The sequence below is a fragment of the Neotamlana nanhaiensis genome, from assembly GCF_000943555.1.
GTDB classification, from domain to species: Bacteria; Bacteroidota; Bacteroidia; order Flavobacteriales; family Flavobacteriaceae; genus Neotamlana; species Neotamlana nanhaiensis.
In genome coordinates, this window is sequence record NZ_JTDV01000001.1 from 614708 (window position 1) to 637851 (window position 23144).

Genomic DNA, 23144 nt, shown 5'->3' on the forward strand with positions numbered 1-23144 from the left:
TTGAATTCTATTATAAAAAAACTTTCATTTTTATTTATTCTGTTAAACGGTATATCACTTTTTTCGCAAAATGATTGTGTTGATGCGATTATTGCTTGTGGTAATTCTGATATCACTTTAGATGTTAGCGGAGCTGGAATTCAAGATTTTGCTGGCTCTTGCTCAAGTAACGAAAACCACAGTGTTTGGCTTCAGGTTACCGTTGTTACCGATGGCACTTTAGGATTTACCTTAACACCCAATAGCACTTCTATTACAGAAGACTACGACTTTTTTGTATTTGGACCCAACGTAACTTGTGATAACTTAGGAAATACCATTCGTTGCTCTACCACAAACCCACAAGCTGCAGGAGCAAGAAATAATACTACGGGTATGAATGGCACCTCTACCGATGAGTTTGAAGGCCCCGGCCCAAATGGAGATAGTTTTGTTAGATGGCTCGATGTTACGGCAGGAGACTCCTATTTTATTGTAATAGATAGACCAATTGGTAATAGTCCTTTTCATTTAACATGGACAGGTACAGCTGAGTTTTCCGATCCACCAAATAATACAGCCAATTCCAACGGAACCCCATTAGATTTAGAAAGTTGCGACATTACCGCGCCTTTTAAAGATGGATTTACAACTTTTAACCTTAACCAAAATACACCTGCCATTGTTGGTACACAAACCGATGTTACTGTAACTTATCACGCTACCGCTTCCGATGCGAACATTGGCATAAATGCATTAAATTCGCCTTACACCAATACGGCAATAACCCAAACTATTTATACCAGAATTACGAATAACATAACAGGTTGTTTTGAGGTAAGTGAATTTCAATTAAATGTCACTTTAGGTCCAAATTTAGCTACACGGTCAAATTATGTTTTATGTGATGATTTAGCAGATGGCAACGATAAAAATGGGCAAACTACCTTTAATTTATCTACAAAAGACGCCGAAATACTTAACGGACTTCCTGCCACCGACTATAACATTAGCTACTACACTAGTGAAACAAACGCCGAAAATAAAACCGCCGCCATAACAAGTATGTACTATAACAACACACCATTTAACGAAACGGTTTATGTTAGGGTTGAAGATAATATATATCCAGACTGTAATACTATTGTACCCTTAATTTTAAAGGTTAATGCAACGCCACAAGCCTTTAACCACACCTTATTACAATGCGATGAAGATGGCATATCTGATGGGTTAACACTATTTAATTTAAATGAGGCAAATAATGTTTTAACAGGAGGAGCATCAAACTATTCAACTGTGTTTTATACAGATGCTTCTAAAACAAATATGGTGAATGATGGATCTAACTTCTCCAATACTTCGAACCCACAGACAATTTTTGTTGATGTTATTGATAACACCACGAATTGCACCAGTGCATGCCAACTCACCCTTGAAGTAAGCGTAACACAAGCCGATAATGTTAACCTAACACCAATTTGCGACGATGATGGCACCGAAGATGGCTATCATATTTTTAACCTAAACAATGCCGATACGCAGGTTTTAAGGGGATTACCTAATGAATTAACCATAACTTATTTTGAAACTTACAATAATGCCCTTTTAGAGCAAAACGAATTAAATAGTACTTACACGAACACAGTGGCATATACACAAACCATTTTTGCCCGTGTAGAAAACAACAACAACTGTTATGGTATAAGTGAAGTAACACTTAATGTTGCTAAACTACCTGAAATTAACACTCAAGTATTAGCCTTTTATTGTCTTAATAATTTTCCAGATACAATTTCAATTAATGCAGATCTTTTAGTTGGTTCTCCTGCAAACCATACCTACAATTGGTCTACTGGAGAAACAACATATACTATTGAAGTAAACCAAACAGGCAATTACAATGTTACCGTTACTAATGCCAATGGTTGCTCTAAAAATCGCACAATTACTATTGAGCCTTCAAATACCGCAAGCATACAAAATATCGAAATTATTGATGTTTCAGAAAGCAACAGTATTTCTGTTTTTACCCAAGGAGAAGGCATTTACCAATACGCGTTATTAGATGTTGAAGGCAATGTAATATGGCCTTATCAAAACGAAAATAATTTCGATAATATCGCTCCTGGAATTTACACTGTATCGGTTATAGATACCAAAAACGATTGCGGCGAAGTAAACGAACTGGTTTCGGTTATTGGTTTCCCTAAATATTTCACGCCAAATGGCGATGGTGTAAACGATACTTGGCAAATAACAGGAGTTTCTGGCATGTTTCAACCAAATTCTAAAATTTTAATTTTCGACAGGTACGGCAAACTTTTAAAAGAACTAAGTCCAACCGAAGTAGGTTGGAATGGTACATTTAAAGGAAAAAAACTTCCTAGCGACGATTATTGGTTCTCTATTAAACTTGAAGACGGCCGAACCTTTAAAAATCACTTTTCATTAAAAATTTAACCTTTAATCAAAGTTATCCTTACAATAACCTCATTTTTTTGCGCGTTTAATAGAATTAGCCTATTTTTCAAAAAATTTATTTCGTAAATTACGATGTATTTTTAAACCCCAGAAAATATAAAAACAAAACCTACAAAGCTATGAGATTTTTTTACTACATCTTATTTATACTATTATGCAGTAGTAATTTTAGCTTTTCTCAACAAATATCAATAGACAGTTCTGTAGGTTTAGAAGCCTTAATACAAAACAATTTAGTGGATGGCTGTGTCGATATTTCAAACATTAATTCTACTGTAAACGGTACGTCAAATGGGTTTCCAAGCTATGGTTATTTTGAGCGGGCAAGCTCTAACTTTCCGTTTGCCAGTGGCATTATGTTATCTACTGGTGGTGCCGAGTCTGGAGGTAATGCAGTACGCACACCAACCCTTAGTGAAGGCTCATCAAATTGGGGAACCGATCCCGATTTAGAAACAGCTTTAGGTATAACAAATACGGTAAATGCCACATCTATTGAATTCGATTTTTTATCTATTTCAAATCAATTTAGTTTTAACTATTTATTAGCTTCCGAAGAATATTACGAAATAAACCCATGCCAATTTTCCGATGGTTTTGTGTTTTTGATTAAAGAAGCTGGCTCTCCCGCACCTTATCAAAACATTGCTTTGATACCTGGTACCACAACTCCAGTAAATACAAATACCATACACGACGAAATTTTTGGAGTTTGTCCGGCTCAAAACGATCAATATTTTGATGGATATAATGTAGGAGATACCAACTACAATGGGCGCACTACAGTTTTAACAGCTTCAGGAAGCATTCAGCCCAATGTAACCTACCATATAAAACTGATTATTGCCGACCAAACCGATGGCACTTTCGATTCGGCCGTTTTTATTGAAGGTGATAGCTTTAGAATTCTAAATTTAGGTGAAGATATAGAAACTTGTGCCGCTTCAACCCTACTCGATGCTAACATTAACAACCCATTGGCTTCTTATGCTTGGTATTTAGATGGTACTTTAATTAGTGGTGCAACACTGCCTACTTACAATGCCACACAAAGCGGTACTTACAGCGTACAAGTTTCGGTTCCTGTTAACGGCACCAATTGTGTTGAAGAGGACGAGATTGTGGTTACACTTAATTCGGAAGAGCCTATAAACGCCATTTCGGACTACGAACTTTGTGACGACCCAAGTGAAGACAACACCGAAGTTTTCGATTTATCGACCAAAAATGACGAACTTATTGCAAACATACCGTTTACCAATTACGATTTTTCATATCATTATTCCGATGTCAATGCCAGAAATAATGTAAATCCTATTTTAACACCAATTTCAAACGCATCAAATCCACAACTCATTTATGTTAGAATTGATGATTTAGATAGCGACTGTTTTGCCTATACCACCTTTAATTTAGTAGTAAATCCTTTACCTCAAATTACTACACCATCAGATTTTAACGTATGTGACAGCGACGATAACCCCGATGGTTTCACTATAATTGATCTATCAGAAAAAAACGATGAAATAACCGGAGGCGAATCGCACTATAACGTTACCTATCATTACAATAGTTTAGATGTTACAACAGGCGATAATCCCATTTCAATTCCCTATATAAATAGCGCAACACCAAACGAAATGGTTTATGTTCGCGTGGTCGATACCAGAACTGGATGTGTAAATACAACAACTTTAAATGTAAATGTTACGGTAAGCCCAATTGTAAACCGCGATACGCAATATATTGATGCCTGTGATTCTGATTTGGATGGATCGGCTACGTTTGATTTAACCCAAGTAATCGCAGCCATTCTTGATGGATTAACAGGAGTATCTACCACCTTTCATATTTCACATGATGATGCCGAAACAGGCAACAACCCTATTGCGAACGAAACCAACTACCAATACACAAATGCCATAAACGAACCTGGTTCTGCAACTATTTATTTAAGAATTGTTGATGACGCCTCAGGATGCCACAGTATTGTACCCTTCGAAATTCACACCAATTTACTTTTAACAGGAACCAATACTGGTGATTATGCGTTATGTGATGATAATGATGATGAAAACGATACCCTTAATTTTAATTTATTAACCGTTGAAACATACATATCTAACGATTTACCGCTCCCCGTTACAGTAACCTTTTTTGAAACTGAAGACGATCGCGACAATAACGTAAATGCACTCGATAAATCGCAGTTATTTGCAGCTACTAGTCCGCAAGCACTATACATTAGTTTAGACAATGGAGAATGTACCGAAAACACTCAGATTACATTATTAGTAAACCCTATTTTACTGTTCGAAGATGTGATTTTACCCTATTGCGACGATGATGACGATGGTATTGCAAGCATCGATTTACATTCGCTAGATGATATTATTAGAAATAACAATACCAATTTTGAAGTAACTTATTTTGAAAGTGAAAACGATGCCGAAACTAATCAAAATCAATTACCTCCTTTTTATAGCAACACTAATCCGGTTGAAACATTGTATGCCAGAATTGAAGGCACAAATTCGGGATGTTTTACAGTAAACCCTTTTAGAATTGAAGTATACACGGCCCCGTCGGCAAACCAACCTAACGATATTATAATTTGTGATGATGATCAAGATGGTGAATCAATAATTAATTTAAACGACAAAATTGCCGAAATTGCACCAAGCACAACAGGGCTAGAAATTGACTTTTTTACCAGTTTTGAAGATGCCGATTTAGACCAAAACACCATTCCCACCTCACAACGAAGCGCCTATAACAGTAATACTCAAACCATTTATGTAAGGGTAGAAGATGTAATAAGTGGCACCAATTGCTACACCATAGTTGCATTTGAAGTCATTGTAAATACACTTCCCGATTTCCCCGAAATTAGTAACTATCAGATATGTGAAGACGACGGCGATGCCTTTGCCGATTTTTTACTTTCTGAAAAAGATGAAGAAATTTTAAATGGACAAACAGGAAAAGAAGTTTTTTATTTTGAAGATGCCGCATTAACTATTCCTATAGATAAAAATACCATTTATAGAAACCATTCGAGCCCGCAACCTATTTATGTTAGAGTAGAAAATATTACAGACCCTAGTTGCTATGGTATTAACTCCTTTATTTTACAGGTTTCGCCCGATCCGGTTTACAATCCTATAATTGATTACCTTATATGTGATGACGATAGTAATGATGGTATCCATAATTTTGATTTGAGTGAAAAAGTAACCCAAATATCGCAAGGTTCGCCCGATAATTTAAATATTTCCTTTCATGCCAACCGCATTGATGCCGAAAATAGCGATAATCCGTTACCGCATAATTATACTAATACCGCCAACCCACAAAGTTTATATGTGCGCATTGAAAGTGAAGACTCGCTATGTTTTGTGGTAGAAGAATTAGGTATTAATATTATTTCTACACCAGATATTACCCCAGTTACAGCACCACTTGTTGCTTGTGATGCCGATTATGATGGTGAAACCATTTTCGATTTAACCACTGCCGATTATGAAATTTTAGATCGCGTACAAAGTAATTTAACTATTAATTATTTCGAAAATTTTGAAGACATTAACCCAAACGATGGCTTAGATAACTCGAACGAAATACCCGATCCTACGTCATTTAGCTCGGTTGCTAAAACAGTTTACATTAAGGTTGCCAATGTATTAACCGGTTGTTATAGCCTTAATACCGTGGAATTAATTGTAAATTTACCACCACCAACCAATCAAATTGCACCTATTCAAATTTGTGATAACGACACTGATACTTTCGATTTATCGCAAGTAAATAATATGTTGGTTAACGATACATCAGCAGTTACTATAAGTTATCACAGTAATTTTACCGATGCAGAAAACAACGAATCGCCCATTGATAGCACATACAATTATACAGCAAGTACTCACGATATTTTTTACCGAATAACCAATCCAAATAATGGCTGCCATATTACCATTCCAGTAATCTTACAAATAAATGAAAACCCACAACCCAATGCTCCAAATGCACTGATAGACTGTGATGATGATTTTGATGGCGAACTACAATTCGATTTAACGAGTCAAAATTCAAGTATTTTAAATGGATTAAACCCTTCGGAATATACGATTACTTATTACAATAATTTAGATGATGCGAATACCGCAAGTAATGCAGTAAATACTAATTATACCGCTTTTAATGGCGAAACTATTTTTGTGCGCTTACAAAATAACCAAACAAGTTGTTATGGCACCACACAATTTAACACCTATGTTGATGCTTTACCCGAAGTTACTATAAATGATATTGTACCATTATGCGTTAACGATTTACCGTTAATATTAAACGCTTCAACAGGAAACCCTAACGATACCTTTTTATGGTCTACTGGAGAAACAACTCCGGAAATACAACTAAACGACCCAAGTCGTGTGGGCGATTATTGGGTAACGGCAACCACAACACATACAAACTCCAATGTATGTACTTTTACAAAAGCCTTCACTGTTGTAGAATCGGAAGCTGCAAATCTAGAATTTACTACAAAGGTAGATTTTGAAGATCCCAATAGTATTACAGTACATGTTAATGGTATTGGAAATTATGTATTTATTTTAGATGATGGTGAACCCCAAACATCAAACGTATTTCAAAATGTGACCTACGGTCCGCATATTGTAACCATAAGAGATATTTATGGCTGCGACGATGTAACCACTGAAGTTATGGTAATTGACATTCCTAAGTACTTTACACCGAATAACGATAGCTATAATGATACTTGGCATATTATAGGTATTAGTGAAATTCCAGGAACTGTGGTTTATGTGTTTAACAGATATGGCAAACTTATTAAAACTCTAATGGATACTTCAAATGGTTGGGATGGTACATTTAACGGACAAAACATGCCCGCCGATGATTATTGGTATGTTGCCAAAATAATTCAAAATGGTGAAAACTTTGAGCTAAAAGGCCATTTTACACTAAAACGCTAGGATATACTTTTAAAATACTTTGTTTTAATTTTAGAGTATCCACTGTTTTTTCAACAAAATCTAAAATTCCTTTTTTAGACAGCTCTTTTTCGTCACCTTCTAAAATACCAGCACTCACAGCAATTATTGGAATGTTATAACTTTGTATTTCTCGTATTTTTTTGTCGCCATATACCCATTTAAAACGGGCATTTGTATGTCCATTAAAATAATATCGGGATTTACTTCTGTAAACATATCGACACAAACATCAGAAAACTGAATAATTTCATTTACATTTTTTTCAATTTTACTAATTTCTAATAATAGCTTAATTATTTTGGCGCGTATATCAATTTTTTCTTTTTGGGTAGAATTTTTGTCCGCAACTCTTAATAGTTGTTCTGCCTCTTTAAGCTCTCCTTCTTTAAATGCAATTAAACCTTCAATATAATAAGCTTGCGAAATAAAGGTATTATTTTCTTTAAACTCGGGGGTTAGTTTACCAATAGCCTCTTTCGCAATAGCAATACTATCTTGCTCAACATTAGCCATAGCCTTATCTACATAAAGTTGACTTAAATGGTAACCAGGATTATAGTCCTTATTATCGCCAAGTGCAATAAACTTTGCTTCAGCTTTATTAAAATAATAATTAGCACTATCTAAAACATTTTGGAACCCATAAACCCTTCCCATAAAATTACAGGTTTCACCCAGTTGTCGTCTCAAATTTCCTTCAATATAAATTTGTTCTAGCTATTGTAAATTTTCAATGGAACGTTGGTAGTTTTTTAAATCGATATATATATCGATTAATTCCTTATTAGCCATGTAATCGTAACGCAAACTTTTATCTTCAGACAAGGCAAAATTTTTCTTGGCTTCCTGTACAAATCTAAACGCGCTCATATATTCTCCTCTAATTCTAGCTGTTAATGCCAATTTACAGTTTATAATACCTGAATTTTTCTTTTCTTTTAAATGGCTATACTTGGCTAACATCTCCAAATACATAGCATGAACTCCGTCGTAATCGCCCTTTATAAATTTATGACGTGCCCAATTCATTCGTAATTGGTACGATTCTTTTACATAATTAATAGAATCGGCCAACTTTAACCCACCATTGGTGGCTATTTCTAAAGAATCTGTATTTTTACCAATAAAATGCCCTTGAGAATACCGTAAAGAATCTACCTTTTTTTTTTATGCTATCAATTTGTTTTTTTATTGGTTTGCTCTTGCCATGTATAAGTAAATTGCACCGCACTAAAAAGCACCATTATAAAAAGTAGATATTTAATTTTTAACAGCATTTAGAAAGCCCGTATTTTCTTATAGCTAATATAATATAAAAACTATGTATTTTAAACTAAACTCTGATTTTCATCCAACTGGCGACCAACCGCAAGCCATAAAACAGCTTGCAAACGGTATTAATCAAGATGAAAAACACCAAACTTTACTTGGGGTTACAGGTTCTGGTAAAACCTTTACCGTAGCTAATGTTATACAAGAAGTTCAAAGACCTACATTAGTTTTAGCGCATAATAAAACCTTAGCAGCCCAGTTATATTCAGAGTTTAAACAATTTTTTCCAGATAATGCGGTTGAGTATTTTGTATCGTACTACGATTATTACCAACCAGAGGCTTATATTCCTGTTTCTGGAGTTTATATTGAAAAAGATTTATCGATAAACGAAGAAATCGAGAAAATGCGACTTAGTACCACCTCTTCCCTACTATCTGGAAGGCGCGATGTGCTTGTAGTAGCCTCAGTATCGTGCTTATACGGTATTGGCAACCCCATTGAATTTCAAAAAAACGTGATCACCTTAAAACGCGACCAAGAAATATCGCGTACCCAATTGCTACATAAACTTGTACAAAGTTTATATTCGAGAACCGAAGCCGAATTTAACCACGGTAATTTTAGAATTAAAGGTGACACGGTTGATATTTTCCCGAGTTATGCCGATGATGCCTTTCGTATTCATTTTTTTGGAGATGAAATTGAAGACATTGAATCGTTTAACATACAAACCAACGAAATAATTGAAAAATACGATAGATTAAATATATATCCGGCAAATATGTTTGTAACCTCGCCCGAAGTATTACAAAACGCCATAAAAGATATTCAAGACGATCTAGTAAAACAACACGATTATTTTAAAGACATAGGTAAACATCTTGAAGCCAAACGCTTAAAAGAACGTACCGAATTTGATTTAGAAATGATTCGCGAACTCGGGTATTGTTCGGGTATCGAGAACTATTCGAGGTACTTAGATGGCAGACAACCAGGTACGCGCCCATTCTGTTTACTAGATTATTTTCCAGACGATTATTTAATGGTTGTAGACGAAAGTCATGTTACCGTTTCGCAAGTACACGCCATGTATGGTGGCGATAGAAGCCGAAAAGAAAATTTGGTTGAATATGGTTTTAGGTTACCTGCAGCTATGGATAACCGTCCACTAAAATTTGAAGAGTTTGTAGCCTTGCAAAATCAAGTTATTTACGTTAGTGCCACACCTGCAGATTACGAATTGCAAAAATCGGATGGCGTTTATGTAGAACAAATTATTCGCCCCACAGGATTGTTGGATCCTATTATTGAGGTGCGCCCTAGTTTAAATCAAATTGATGATTTAATTGAAGAAATTCAACAGCGGGTTGAAAAAGATGAACGCACCTTAGTAACCACACTTACCAAACGTATGGCAGAAGAATTGACTAAATATTTAGATAGAATTCAAATTCGATGCCGCTACATACATAGCGATGTAGATACTTTAGAGCGCGTAGAAATTATGCAGGATTTACGAAAAGGTTTGTTTGATGTTTTGGTTGGCGTAAACCTTCTTCGTGAAGGTTTAGATTTACCCGAAGTATCGCTAGTGGCTATTTTAGATGCCGATAAAGAAGGCTTTTTACGATCTACACGTTCGCTTACACAAACTGTTGGTAGAGCCGCTAGAAACTTAAATGGAATGGCTATTATGTATGCCGATAAAATTACCAAAAGCATGCAACAAACCATTGATGAAACTAATTACAGGCGCGAAAAACAAATAAACTATAACACCAAACATAATTTAAAACCCAAAGCGCTTAATAAAAGTTTAGACAATGCGCTAAGCAAAAATTCGGTAAGTACTTACCATTACGAATTAGAAGCAGCAAAGGCTGCCGAACCTGAAAGCGAATACTTAAGCAAACCGCAACTCGAGAAGAAAATTAAGGAAAAACGTAAACTTATGGAAGAAGCTGCCAAAGCTTTAGACTTTATTGTGGCTGCCAAACTTCGTGACGAAATTAAAATTTACCAAGATAAAATAGAAAAGCTAAAAGTATAAACCCTTAGCTTTTAGTTATTTATTGTCGATAAATTTAATTAATTAACACTTAAATTTAACTTAATACAAGATATATGTGAGAGACAACGCGCTTGGTTAGTTATATTGCGTTTTAAATATATCTATGAGTACATCTGGTGGTACAATTTTATTTGGAAAACTTTCCATTAAATATAATACTTTAGTTATTGATTCGTGACTTAAGCCCATACGTAACCCAAAGTTATAAAGTTTTGCAACGCTTTTATTATCATCAATATCGCTATGCTCCTGTTCAATATTCATTAATAATACCAATCTATGAAATTGTACAATACGTTCGCTATGCGATTTTAAATGTGTGTAAGTCACAGGATATTCAATTAAATAATCAAAATCCTCTCTCGAAATTCCGAGTTGTTTTGCTACACCCAACAAAAAATTATATTCAATATTTTGTATGTCTTTATCATGTTTAGCAAATGCTATCATTTCAGATAAAAGACTCAATTTTTCTATTCTATTAACCATAATACGGGGGACGATTTAATTACATTATAAATTTAAGCAGAAAGGCCATAAATTAATCCCGCATAAAAGGCATCTCATCGAAAACCGCATGGTAGTTAATCGTAAATATTAATAAGTTCATCAAGCAACTCGAAGCAATGAACCAAAAAAAGTGCTTTTCATCTTAATTAACCTGCTTTTAAAAAGCAAAAAACTACGACACAAATAACTCAAAATCAATTAATTAACTTATTGACATTTATTAAAAATAGATTTTTTTTATAAAGATTGATTTTTTGATATTAAAAAACGCTAATTTAGGTATACCCAATATTAAAAATCGATGAAATGCACGGGCTAAAGTGCCCTATAATTAATATGACAAACAACGATATTTTTAAGAAGCTAAGAGTCGCCTTAAAATTAAGAGACGACGATATTGTAAACATACTCGCTTTGGTAGATTTTAGAATTTCTAAAAGTGAGCTAGGTGCGTTTTTTAGACGAGAAGATCACCCAAAATATGTGGAGTGCGGCGACCAAATTTTACGTAATTTTTTAAATGGTTTGGTTATTCACCTTAGAGGACCAATGCCTAAAAAAGGTGAAAAGTCAAAACACAAACCTCAAATAAAGCCACAAAAAAAGAGCAACTAAAACAATTAGTTGCTCTTTATATTATAAGTAAGAAGTATTTATTACGCTAACACTTCTTGAACTTTATCGGCAGCTTCTTGAAACTCAGTAGCACTTAATACAGCTAATCCTGAATTGTCAATTAATTCTTTAGCGATATCGGCATTAGTACCTTGTAAACGTACAATAATTGGCACTTCAATATTACCCATGTTTTTGTAAGCATCAATAACACCTTGCGCTACACGATCGCAACGTACAATACCTCCAAAAATGTTAATTAAAATAGCTTTTACAGCTGGATCTTTTAAAATAATTTTAAAAGCAGCTTCTACACGAGCAGCATCAGCAGTACCACCAACATCTAAAAAATTTGCTGGCTCTCCACCAGAATGCTTAATTAAATCCATGGTACCCATTGCTAAACCAGCACCATTTACCATACAACCTACGTTACCATCTAAATCTACATAGTTTAAACCTACTTCTTTAGCTTCAACCTCAATTGGGTTTTCTTCACGTAAATCTCTTAAAGCTTCGTAATCTTTATGACGGTATAATGCGTTATCATCTATAGTTACTTTAGCATCAACAGCTAAAATTTTATCATCACTAGTTTTTAAAACAGGATTAATTTCAAATAAAGAAGAATCAGACTTTACATAAGCCGTATATAAAGACATAACAAATTTTGTCATTTCTTTAAATGCTAATCCAGATAATCCTAAATTAAAGGCTACACGTCGTGCTTGAAAAGGTAATAAACCAACAGCAGGATCTACTTCTTCTGTAAAAATTAAATGTGGCGTTTCTTCTGCAACAGTTTCAATATCCATACCACCTTCGGTAGAATACATAATCATGTTACGACCTGTACCACGGTTTAATAATACAGACATATAAAATTCGTCTGGTTCACTATCACCTGGATAATATACATCTTCGGCTACTAAAACTTGGTGTACACGTTTCCCTTCGGCTGAAGTTTGAGGTGTAACCAAATCCATTCCTATAATTTGTCCAGCAATGGTTTTAACCTCATCTAAGTTTTTAGCGAGCTTAACACCGCCACCTTTACCACGACCACCAGCGTGAACTTGTGCTTTTATTACGTGCCATCCTGTTCCGGTTTCTTCGGTTAATTTTTTTGCAGCTTCTACTGCTTCGTCTACGTTTTGGGCTACAATTCCGCGTTGTACACGCACTCCAAAACCTGCTAGTATATCTTTTCCTTGATATTCGTGTAAATTCATAATGACATTATATAGTTAAAGTATGGCAAATGTAATTAATAGGGTTTACTTACCCAATTTTACCATTGAAAATATTATAATATTTATAACTAATTTTACATTGTTAAATAATTAACTCATTGTTTAATTTTACTAATAATTGATATTTTTATTTTTAATATCACTTAAAGGAATATATTTGCGCAAAATTAAAGTTATGACCAATAATCAATTACTTAAAGCTGTTGAAGAATTTGGCAGCCCAGTGTACGTTTACGACGCCGAAAAAATTGAGTTTCAATATAAAAGACTTACAAACGCTTTTAAAAGTGTAAAAAACTTAAAAATAAGTTATGCTGTTAAAGCATTATCGAACATTTCTGTTTTAAAACTATTAAATAGTTTAGGTTCTGGCGTAGATACCGTTTCTATACAGGAAGTACAATTAGGTTTAGCCGCTGGATTTAGTCCAGACCAAATTATTTTTACACCAAACGGTGTATCGCTAAGCGAAATTGAAGAAGCTGCGAAACTTGGTGTAAAAATTAATATAGATAACTTAGCTATTTTAGAGCAGTTTGGTACTAAGTACCCAAAAACACCGGTTTGTATACGTATTAACCCTCATGTTATGGCGGGTGGAAACAGTAAAATATCGGTAGGACACATCGATTCTAAATTTGGTATTTCTATCCATCAAATTCCTCATATTCTTCGCATTGTTGAAAATACTAAAATGACTATTAACGGTATACACATGCATACTGGTAGCGATATTTTAGATATTGAAGTATTTTTATACGCTAGCGAAATTTTATTTGAAACCGCTAAACAATTTAAAAACCTAGATTTTATCGATTTTGGTTCTGGTTTTAAAGTACCTTACAAAGCTGGTGATATTGAAACTAATATTGAAGAATTAGGTAAAAAATTAGGAGATCGTTTTAACGATTTCTGTAAAGAATACGGTAAAGATTTAACCTTAGCTTTCGAACCTGGGAAATTTTTGGTTAGCGAAGCAGGTAGCTTTTTAGTAAAAGTAAATGCCGTGAAACAAACAACATCAACTGTTTTTGCTCAAATTGACTCTGGCTTAAACCATTTAATTCGCCCAATGTTTTATGGATCGCATCATGATATTGTAAATATTTCGAATCCTGAAGGCCGTGAGCGTTTTTATACAGTTGTTGGCTACATTTGCGAAACTGATACTTTTGGAAGTAATCGACGTATTAATGAAATTAATGAAGGTGACGTGTTATGCTTTAAAAATGCAGGTGCTTACTGTTTTTCTATGGCAAGTAACTATAACTCAAGATTTAGACCTGCCGAAGTTTTATGGTACAATAACAAACTGCATTTAATTAGAGAAAGAGAAACTTTTGAAGATTTAACCAGAAACCAAATTGAAGTAGATTTTTCGGTTAAACCTAAAAAAGCACTAGCAAAATAAACGATTTACATCTTAGTTATAAAAAAAGCTCAACAAATTATTTTGTTGAGCTTTTTTATTCAACACAACATAAAAACCTGCAAATCAGTTTTTTAGTTATTTTTTAACTATATTTAGAATCATAATCACTTAATTTTAAATACTTGTTAAAAAAATGACAAACCATAAATCCACCCGTATAGAATCAATAGACATTTTAAGAGGCGTTGTTATGGTAATTATGGCATTAGATCATGTTCGCGCTTACTTTCATTACGGTTCGTTTTTTTCTAATCCTACAGATTTAGAAACTACAACACCAATTCTATTTTTTACACGATTTATTACACATTATTGTGCGCCTGTATTTATATTTTTGGCAGGAACTTCAGCTTTTTTATATGGCTCTAAAAAAACAAGAAGTCAGCTTTTTAAGTTTTTAATTACTCGCGGAGTATGGCTAATTATACTTTCAGTAGTAATCAATAATTTTCTTTGGCAATTCGATATTACTTATAGCTTCATAATTTTACAAGTTATTTGGGCTATTGGGTTGTGCATGATTTTATTATCGGTCATCATCTTTTTACCCATAAAATATATTTTAATAATAGGGGCTGTTTTAGTGGCAGGACATAATACTTTAGATGGTATAACCATGCAAGGCAATAGCTTTAAAGCTATTGTTTGGTATATTTTACATCAACAGCAATTTATTCAAATAGGAAATACGCTTTTTGCATTTTTTTACCCTATAATTCCTTGGTTTGGGCTTATTTGTTTGGGCTATTGTTTTGGCATTTTGTATAAGAAAGATTTCAATAAAAGTATTAGAAAAAAGTACTTGTTAATACTAGGTATTGGTGCTACAGTTGCATTTTTTATTATTCGTGGATTAAATATTTATGGCGATTTAGTGCCATGGGAAACACAAGATACAATGGCAAAAACCATCATGTCGTTTTTTAAAGTTTCTAAATATCCACCTTCGTTATGCTTTTTATTGATAACATTAGGGCCAGCACTTTTATTTTTGTATGCTATAGAATCGGTTAAAAATAAAACAACTAACTTCTTTTTGGTTTTCGGCCGCGTCCCGTTGTTTTATTACTTTTCGCACATCTTTTTAATTCATGTTTTAGCAATTATCGGCATTTTAATTTTTGGCGGAAATTGGCAGCATATGATATTAAACTCTGATGTATTTTTAAATGCTAAACTTATAAATTACGGCTATTCTCTTTTTGTGGTTTACTTGGTTTGGATTGCTATAATTATTCTACTTTATTTCCCTAGTAAAATGTACATGAAGTACAAAACCCAAAATAAAGAGAAATGGTGGTTAAGCTATTTGTAATTACATAACTTAGTTTAGCTTATTTCTTAAGCCTCCCGGTAAACAAATTCACATTTGATGTAAACGGATTTCCCGAAGCTCGTCGTAAAGTCACGAGTTGTCCACAATGCCAAATCGCATCTGCAATTGGGCCATTTATTATGTTCCAGAACGGGAATTTATCGTTATCAAATTTTGAAATGTCTTCGGTGGCGTTTAAAATATCTGACGCTTTTTTTAAATTCCATAACGTTTGACTTCGTTTAGCTTCAAATGTCGTTAAGGTCTTTACATCTACAATAGTTTCATCTGAAACACTTTTTAAAATCACGTTGGTCAAAGCCAAAATATGATCGATAGTTTCTCCACTTGTTCTAGCACTTTCTGCAGCTTTATAACTTAAATCTTCAGCTCGTAATCCTTCACTTGCCCAATAATATCGAAAGCCTAAACCATCAACCATACGCGCAGCAATGCTTCCTGCGGTATAACTTTTGGCAGGATCTGGAATTTCATAATACGGTAATTTATCTTGAGCCATACTTAAAACTGAAACCATTAAGGTTAGTGCAAACAATAACTTTTTCATAGGATTTTTTTTGTACAAATAGATTAATCTTTTAATTCTGAAGGATTTGAAATTGGATTAACCCCATATTTATCAAATAAATACACAAGTGAAGTCATGGTGGCTGCACCAAGTTCCAATTCGCGCTTGTTTATCGCATCGAAGGTATCGTTACTTGCATGATGATGATCGAAATAGCGTTGCGAATCTGGTCTTAAACCGCAAAGTACATTACTGTCTGTTTTTAACGGACCAACATCGGCACCACTTCCACCCTTTTCGAAAAAGTGAATTAAATATGGTTTAAAAAGTTTTTGCCAACTCAACACTTGCTCGAAAGCCGCATCAGTACAATCGAAACTAAAACCACGTGGCGTGAATCCACCTGCATCGCTTTCTAAAGCAAAAATGTGATTTTCGCCTTTCTGCTTAGCAACTTCGGCATATTTATTTCCGCCTCGCAATCCGTTTTCTTCGTTCATAAACAACACCACACGAATACTTCGCTTTGGTTTTATGCCCGATTCTTTTAGTAATCGTAACACATCCATTGATTGTACAACACCAGCACCATCGTCGTGAGAGCCATCACCTAAATCCCAAGAATCTAAATGTCCGCCAACAATCATGTATTCATTAGGAAATTCGCTTCCTGTAATTTCTCCAATAACATTATACGATTGCACATCGGCCAATTGCTTACAACTTTGTTTGAAATAAAACTGAATATTTTTATTAAGCGTAAGCATGGTACTTAACAATTCGGCATCGTTAGTACTTATTGCTGCTGAAGGAATGCGTTTGTTTGCAGGAAGATCGCCATAAGTCATACTTCCTGTGTGTGGTAAATCGTCAAGTCGTAAATTCATAGAACGTACAATAACGCCAACAGCACCATACTTTGCCGCTTCTAAAGCTCCGGCGTAACGTTGATTTACACAACCGCCATAAGCATTAAACGTTTGAATTAAATCGGCTTGCATTGGTCGATTGTAAAACACAATTTTACCTTCAATATTTTCTTTTCCTAATTTCTCTAATTCTTCAAAATTATGAACCTCAACCACATTTGCCTTTAAACCTAAAGCAGGTGTTGCAATAGAGCCACCAAGCGCACAAATATTTACATCGGTGGTTTTTCCTGGTTTGCTTTCAATAAAGGCGTATTCTTTAGCACCACGAATCCAACGCGGTACCATTACGGGTTGTAACCACACTTTATCTAATCCCAGTTTTTCAAGTTCTTCTTTGGTGTAAGCCACCGCTTTTTCGGCACCTAATGAGCCTGATAAACGGCTTCCTATTTGATTAGAAAGATGATTTAACCAATCGTAACTTTTTCCGTTGGTTAATGATTGTGTGTAAATGGTTCGTAAAACGGTTTCGTCGGTTTGCGAAAACCCTAAAATTGAAGCGAATACTAATGTTAGTAAGGTTAGTTTTTTCATTTTTACCATATTAAACTTTAAAAATAATATTTCTGTGGATTCTATATGGAAACACCATGCTTAAAATTGTGTTAAGACTTTTATTTTGAAAACGCTAATTCGCGCTAACGATTGCAGCGGCATCCTTTATGTAAAATCTAAAACCCTAAAACACAGTTTTAAAACCAAATGTATTTTATAGTTCACAGCACATTATGATTAACCTCTCTTTTTACATAAAGATATAGCGGAAAGCGTGTTAAAGCGCCCAAAAGAATTATTCGCTACTGAGCTGTTTTTTGTAAGCTTCGAGGTTGGCTTTGATGTCGTCGTCTAGCTCAGGCTCAACAATATCGGTGTATTTCATGAGCTCGTCGTAGATGGTTTTTGCGACAATATATCTGGCTGTAGGTTTGTCGTCGGCAGGAATGACGTACCACGGCGCATGCGGTTTCGAGGTTTTGTTGATGGCATCCTCGTAGCAATCTTGATAGGCATCCCAAAGTTTGCGCTCCTTTAAATCGCTTGGTGAAAATTTCCAGTTTTTTTCCTGTTTTTCAAGTCGACGTAATAATCGGTTTTTCTGTTCATCTTTTGATAAGTTTAGGAAGAATTTGAAAATGATGGTACCGTTTTGCGCAATGTGTTTTTCGAAATTATTAATCTGTTCGAAACGCTGTTCCCAAAAGGCTTCGTTAACATCTTCCACCGTGTTTACATCAGGTAAATTTTCACCTAAAATGTACTCGGGATGCACGCGCGTTACCAACACATTTTCGTAATGCGTACGGTTAAAAACGCCAAATTTACCGCGAGCTGGTAAAGCAATGTAGTGACGCCAAAGATAATCGTGATCGCGTTCTAAATCGGTTGGTACTTTAAAACTTTGCACCTCAATTCCGCGCACGTTAAACTCCTTAAAAACCTCGCGAATTAGGCTATCTTTTCCTGCCGTATCCATGCCTTGTAAACAAACCAAAACCGCATATTTATTGTGCGCATACATGGTGTTTTGCCAATCGCCAAGGTCTTTACGAACGTCTTTCAGCTTTTTCTTGGCGTCGTCTATAACAACTTTGGTTTCAAAATCCTTTAAGGCTATGGGTTTGGATACTTTGTAATCGCTCATGTTTGTTTTTATTGCTAAAGATAAGCAAACTGATTTGGCTATAAAAACGATTTGTTAATTGCCTAAAACCACAATTTTACTAAACTTGCTATCTATTTTTAAAATATAAATTCCTGAAGCGGTGCCTTGCGGAAGACTAACTGTTGATGACTTTGTGTTTTCGTTGAAGTTGTTTTTCAAATCTTGAAGCAATCCGCCGTTGGCATCGAAAAGCTGAATTTGAGTGGTTTCTGAAGTGTTAGTGATACTCAACTCTTGATGTGTTGCAATTGGATTTGGATAAATTTTAACTTCGGAAGTATTGGGTTTCGGATTTTCATTTCCGTTTGAAGCTTTAAAATAAGCGGAAGCAAACGCGAAAGCTTCTTTACCAATTTTTTCGCCAATTATGCGTCCTTGAATATCATCGGCTGGTGGATGAATGCCACCCCAAATTCGTGATAAACTACATTGATCGGAAGCATCTTGATAAGTTGCCCATTGTAATTTCACATCAACCGATGGCCCTTCTTCAAACACTAAAAACTCATTTTGTTTGGCAATAAATTCGCCCATTCCTCCTGGAAAATATTTGGTTCCTGTAATAGCAGTTAACACTTCTGCCGCCGCTCTAGAATAAGTAGAATGCCCTGACACAAACCCTGCAAACGGTGGTGTTACGAAGGTTGGACGCTGATATGGCCACCAGTTTTCGGCTAAAATCCACCCTACTCCTGCTTGATCGGTTTCTGGGTTAAAAATTCCGCTATGTCCTAACCAGGTGTAGAGTTTTATTTTACCTACATGCTCGTTATTTTCGGCTGCCAAAGCATCGTTTTCAGTTATAACTTCAATATAACCTTCATCTAAAGGAACTCCATTAGGGTGATAATTTGATAGCGAAGGATTTGAACTCTGACCGATTTCCGCCATATAACGAATTGCCGAAATTGGGCGAATATAATCATACCAACCTTTGATGCTCCAAGCCGAAATAGCCGCATCATGCATCGCTCCTCCTAAAATAAAATAGGACTTTACATCCCATTCTAAATTAGAAATAATAGCGCCTTCCCCTGCAAAACGTTTTTCAAACTGTTCGTGGTCGTTTACATAATTTAAAATGGTAAACCAATGTCCTGGAGGTGTTTCGGAATCTGGACCGTCTGCCCAAAATTCGGCTAAAACTCTGGTATAATCGCCTCTAGGAACCATTTGCGATTCGTAAGGATGTTGGGTTACAGGGTTTAGGTTGTAACCCGTTCCTATATCGCCGCCTTCGTATTCATTGTAAAAATCAGGATAATCGTTGTATGATTGTGGTAATGCTTCCAATGAAATATTACCCATAGATTTTGGCGAAATATCCCAAACAACACCATCGTTTGGTGTATGATGCGATGCCCATTTTGAGACTAATGCAAATCCCCATTTGTAGTTGTCGTCTTCTATGGTTGGTGGTGCTTCGGGGTTGTGATAGACGTGATAGTTATTTCCGTTTCTAGTGAATGTTGTTTTATCGGTTTCTGTAAGTGAAAAGGGCTCAACATTACCCCATTCTGGACTTAAAAAGTCTGGTGTAACACCACCTATTACGTTTCCTGCCTGATCGATAAACGTATTAAAACTTAATGGTTGCCAACGATTCGGATTAATTTCAAGCATGCTTGATGGTGTGTCGAGTAACAAAGCCTCATTTACGGGTTGATAATAATCATTATTATATTCATTTGCTTCGTTTGCGCCATCTTGCAAACCATAAGCTATAATTTGTTCGGCGATATAATTCCCAAGCGCTATTGGATCTCCTATGGTATAATTGGTATTGGTTATCGTGGTATCATAACCCAATTGTTGCATTGCTTCATCTAAAATACTTTTAGACAAAGTTGGGTTTGGTGCATTTTTAAACCGAGAGACCAACAAACGATACATGGCGTAACTTATGGTTTTATCGATTGCTTCTTCCTTGGGTTCTGTGGTTTCAAAACCTTCAAAATTACTATTAAAATCGTGTACCTCATTTCCAATTAAATATGGTTGCGATGATTCATTATAAATCGCCCAAGCATCGTACATGGTCACACTAGAATGAAATAAATTACGAGCGTGAACCGTTGGTCGCGCATAATCCTTTCGGATGAGTTCTAATAACGTCTCATTCCAAATTCTCGCAATGGAGTGTGTTTCGATAACCCTATCTTCTTCAAAAAGCGTCACATCCAAAATTACTGGCGAACTGGTGCAGTTTTCATTATTTGCAATGAGACTTACTTGTCCGTTTTCACCATTTCCCCATTGTACCACAATGGTATTATTGTTTTCTTCAAGAACTTCACCACCAGTAACCATCCAAGTTAATTCAATTTCGGAATCGAATGTATATGTGTAACTTTCAATACTATTTTTATACACTTGATTTACACCGGAAATAGCAGCGGTACTTAAAAAATTGCAATCTCCCGTGCTAATTGTTGCATAAGGATTATAATTACAAGCACTCGCATTAGTGCAACCATACACCTTTTTACTTGGCTCAGGATTGATTACTTGGTATCCGTTATTTTCAATAGCCAAAATATTGGTATTAGCCGCAATATTGTTATGGGTTTCCACAATTCCTGAAGGCCATTTTATGGTAAGTTCTAATATTTCGGTATCGGCTCCTAAACCAAAATGTACCGGTTTTAAATGTTGCGATAAAAAGCCTTTTCCTGTGTAAAACCGGTGTAATGTACCGCTTGCCGTAGTTACAGAAACTGTTGTTCCTACTGCATCACGGTTTGAGGTTGTACCTTGTAACTTTACTTTAAACCAATTTACAATGGGATTTGGTTGTGTAAAATCCGTTGTTTTATTTTCGTAGAAAAACGAGGTTCTATCATTATTGGTTACAAATATGTCGAGGTCGCCATCGTTATCATAATCGAAAACAGCTTCGGTAACACTTATCGCTTCATCGTTTAAACCGGTAGCTTCAGAACTGTTTTTAAAACCTTCGCTTCCTAATTCTAATAAGTTTTCGAAATACACATTGTGTCTGTCGCCCGAATTTGGGTAATCAAATCCATTGACTATAAATAAATCTTCATCGCGATCTAAATCGAAATCAGAAAAAGACACATCCCAAGCCCAACCTGCATTGTAAATATTAAAGGTTCGTGCCATCTCCTCAAAACTATTATTTTCGGTTTGCTTCATGAGCACATTATCTCCAATGGTTGTCACATAAATATCGAATTTACCATCGTTGTTATAATCGCCAATGGTAACACCCATATCGCCTTTAGAAGTATCTAAACCGTAACCTGCGGCGTGTTCGGTAAAGCTTTCACCTTGGTTATTAATGAAAAGTTCGTTTGGCCCAGGAATAAAATCGTTTGCGAGATACAAATCTAACCAACCATCATTATTAAAATCGAATGGAATACTTTGGTAAGAATGCTTGCTATCCACATTTTGGATGATGCGACTTTCGTTTGAAAACGTGCCATTACCATTGTTTTTATACAATCTATTTCCTTCGCAATCGCTGTCCCAATCGGCAACGAAAATATCTAGAAGTCCGTCGTTATTATAATCAAACCACGTGGCACCTGTATTGATGCAATCGTTGTATTTTTTAAAACCCGCTTGCGTCGTTACTTCGGTAAATGTGCCATCTTGATTATTATGAAACAACTGCATTTTATTGGTATGCGTGAAGAAAATATCGGGAAAACCATCGTTATCATAATCGCCCCAAAACGCCCCAAATTTAAACCCCGTAAATGCAATAGACACCTCGCCTGTTTCTTCCTCGGGAAATAAATTTTCGAGTCCAGAACCTTCCGTCACGTTTGTAAAAGTACCATCGTTGTTGTTTTGGAATAACTTGCTATGCGTTACCTTAACATTTGCAACATCTTGCGCTTTGGCAACCACAAACATATCGATATCGCCATCGGCATCAAAATCGGCCACAGCAACACCATTATTTTGTTCCACAAGGCTTAATCCTGCATAGTTTTCGATGCGTTGGAATGTTTGCGCTGTTAATTTGCGTACACTGCACACAACAAGCACCACAATTACAGGAATTATAAAAAGTTTCTTTTTCATATAAAA

At 35.3% G+C, this 23144-nt stretch carries 14 protein-coding genes; 6 read left to right on the forward strand and 8 right to left on the reverse strand.

Annotated features, from left to right (window positions below; translation table 11 throughout):
• A complete protein-coding gene (locus PK35_RS02530; RefSeq protein ID WP_044625053.1) occupies positions 1-2442 on the forward strand; it encodes a T9SS type B sorting domain-containing protein in 2442 nt (813 codons plus the stop codon).
• A gap of 140 nt (positions 2443-2582) precedes the next feature.
• Entirely contained in the window at positions 2583-7463 is a 4881-nt protein-coding gene (locus PK35_RS02535; RefSeq protein WP_044625054.1) for a T9SS type B sorting domain-containing protein, read from the forward strand.
• A 123-nt stretch (positions 7464-7586) separates the two neighbouring features.
• On the opposite strand, the gene PK35_RS02540 is transcribed toward PK35_RS02535, so the two are convergent.
• Positions 7587-8141, reverse strand: a complete 555-nt coding sequence (locus tag PK35_RS02540) for a response regulator (protein WP_044625055.1) — start codon at positions 8139-8141, stop codon at positions 7587-7589.
• 60 nt (positions 8142-8201) lie between these two features.
• Positions 8202-8558, reverse strand: a complete 357-nt coding sequence (locus PK35_RS02545) for a hypothetical protein (RefSeq protein WP_044625056.1) — start codon at positions 8556-8558, stop codon at positions 8202-8204.
• A gap of 247 nt (positions 8559-8805) precedes the next feature.
• Here PK35_RS02545 and uvrB point away from each other — a divergent pair, with 247 nt between their 5' ends.
• Complete coding sequence (gene uvrB / locus PK35_RS02550; protein WP_044625057.1) at positions 8806-10809, forward strand: excinuclease ABC subunit UvrB; 2004 nt, start codon at positions 8806-8808, stop codon at positions 10807-10809.
• 96 nt (positions 10810-10905) lie between these two features.
• On the opposite strand, the gene PK35_RS02555 is transcribed toward uvrB, so the two are convergent.
• Positions 10906-11319, reverse strand: a complete 414-nt coding sequence (locus tag PK35_RS02555) for a hypothetical protein (RefSeq protein ID WP_044625058.1) — start codon at positions 11317-11319, stop codon at positions 10906-10908.
• Positions 11320-11646: 327 nt separating this feature from the next.
• Between PK35_RS02555 and PK35_RS02560 the strand changes: the two genes are divergently transcribed.
• The gene (locus tag PK35_RS02560) at positions 11647-11955 is read left to right on the forward strand and encodes a DUF1456 family protein (protein ID WP_238320861.1); all 309 of its coding nucleotides are present in this window, start codon (positions 11647-11649) and stop codon (positions 11953-11955) included.
• Between the two features lie 41 nt (positions 11956-11996).
• Here PK35_RS02560 and sucC read toward each other — a convergent pair whose 3' ends face one another.
• On the reverse strand, positions 11997-13187 hold the full coding sequence (gene sucC / locus PK35_RS02565; protein ID WP_044625060.1) for an ADP-forming succinate--CoA ligase subunit beta: 1191 nt from the start codon (positions 13185-13187) through the stop codon (positions 11997-11999).
• 196 nt (positions 13188-13383) lie between these two features.
• Between sucC and lysA the strand changes: the two genes are divergently transcribed.
• Both lysA and PK35_RS02575 read left to right on the forward strand, forming a co-directional pair.
• Positions 13384-14619: a diaminopimelate decarboxylase gene (gene lysA / locus PK35_RS02570; protein ID WP_044625061.1), complete on the forward strand. Its 1236-nt coding sequence runs from the start codon at positions 13384-13386 to the stop codon at positions 14617-14619.
• A gap of 154 nt (positions 14620-14773) precedes the next feature.
• The gene (locus tag PK35_RS02575) at positions 14774-15955 is read left to right on the forward strand and encodes an acetyltransferase domain-containing protein (RefSeq protein WP_044625062.1); all 1182 of its coding nucleotides are present in this window, start codon (positions 14774-14776) and stop codon (positions 15953-15955) included.
• Between the two features lie 19 nt (positions 15956-15974).
• On the opposite strand, the gene PK35_RS02580 is transcribed toward PK35_RS02575, so the two are convergent.
• The 4 genes from PK35_RS02580 to PK35_RS02595 all read right to left on the reverse strand — a co-directional run bounded on the left by PK35_RS02580 (position 15975) and on the right by PK35_RS02595 (position 23138).
• Positions 15975-16523 carry a hypothetical protein gene (locus PK35_RS02580; RefSeq protein WP_052825788.1) on the reverse strand — a complete coding sequence of 183 codons (549 nt, stop codon included), beginning with the start codon at positions 16521-16523 and terminating at the stop codon, positions 15975-15977.
• Between the two features lie 23 nt (positions 16524-16546).
• Positions 16547-17950, reverse strand: a complete 1404-nt coding sequence (locus PK35_RS02585; RefSeq protein ID WP_044625063.1) for a M20/M25/M40 family metallo-hydrolase — start codon at positions 17948-17950, stop codon at positions 16547-16549.
• Positions 17951-18206: 256 nt separating this feature from the next.
• Complete coding sequence (locus PK35_RS02590; RefSeq protein WP_044625064.1) at positions 18207-19058, reverse strand: PPK2 family polyphosphate kinase; 852 nt, start codon at positions 19056-19058, stop codon at positions 18207-18209.
• A gap of 54 nt (positions 19059-19112) precedes the next feature.
• On the reverse strand, positions 19113-23138 hold the full coding sequence (locus PK35_RS02595; RefSeq protein WP_044625236.1) for an FG-GAP-like repeat-containing protein: 4026 nt from the start codon (positions 23136-23138) through the stop codon (positions 19113-19115).
• Between the last annotated feature and the right edge of the window lie 6 nt (positions 23139-23144).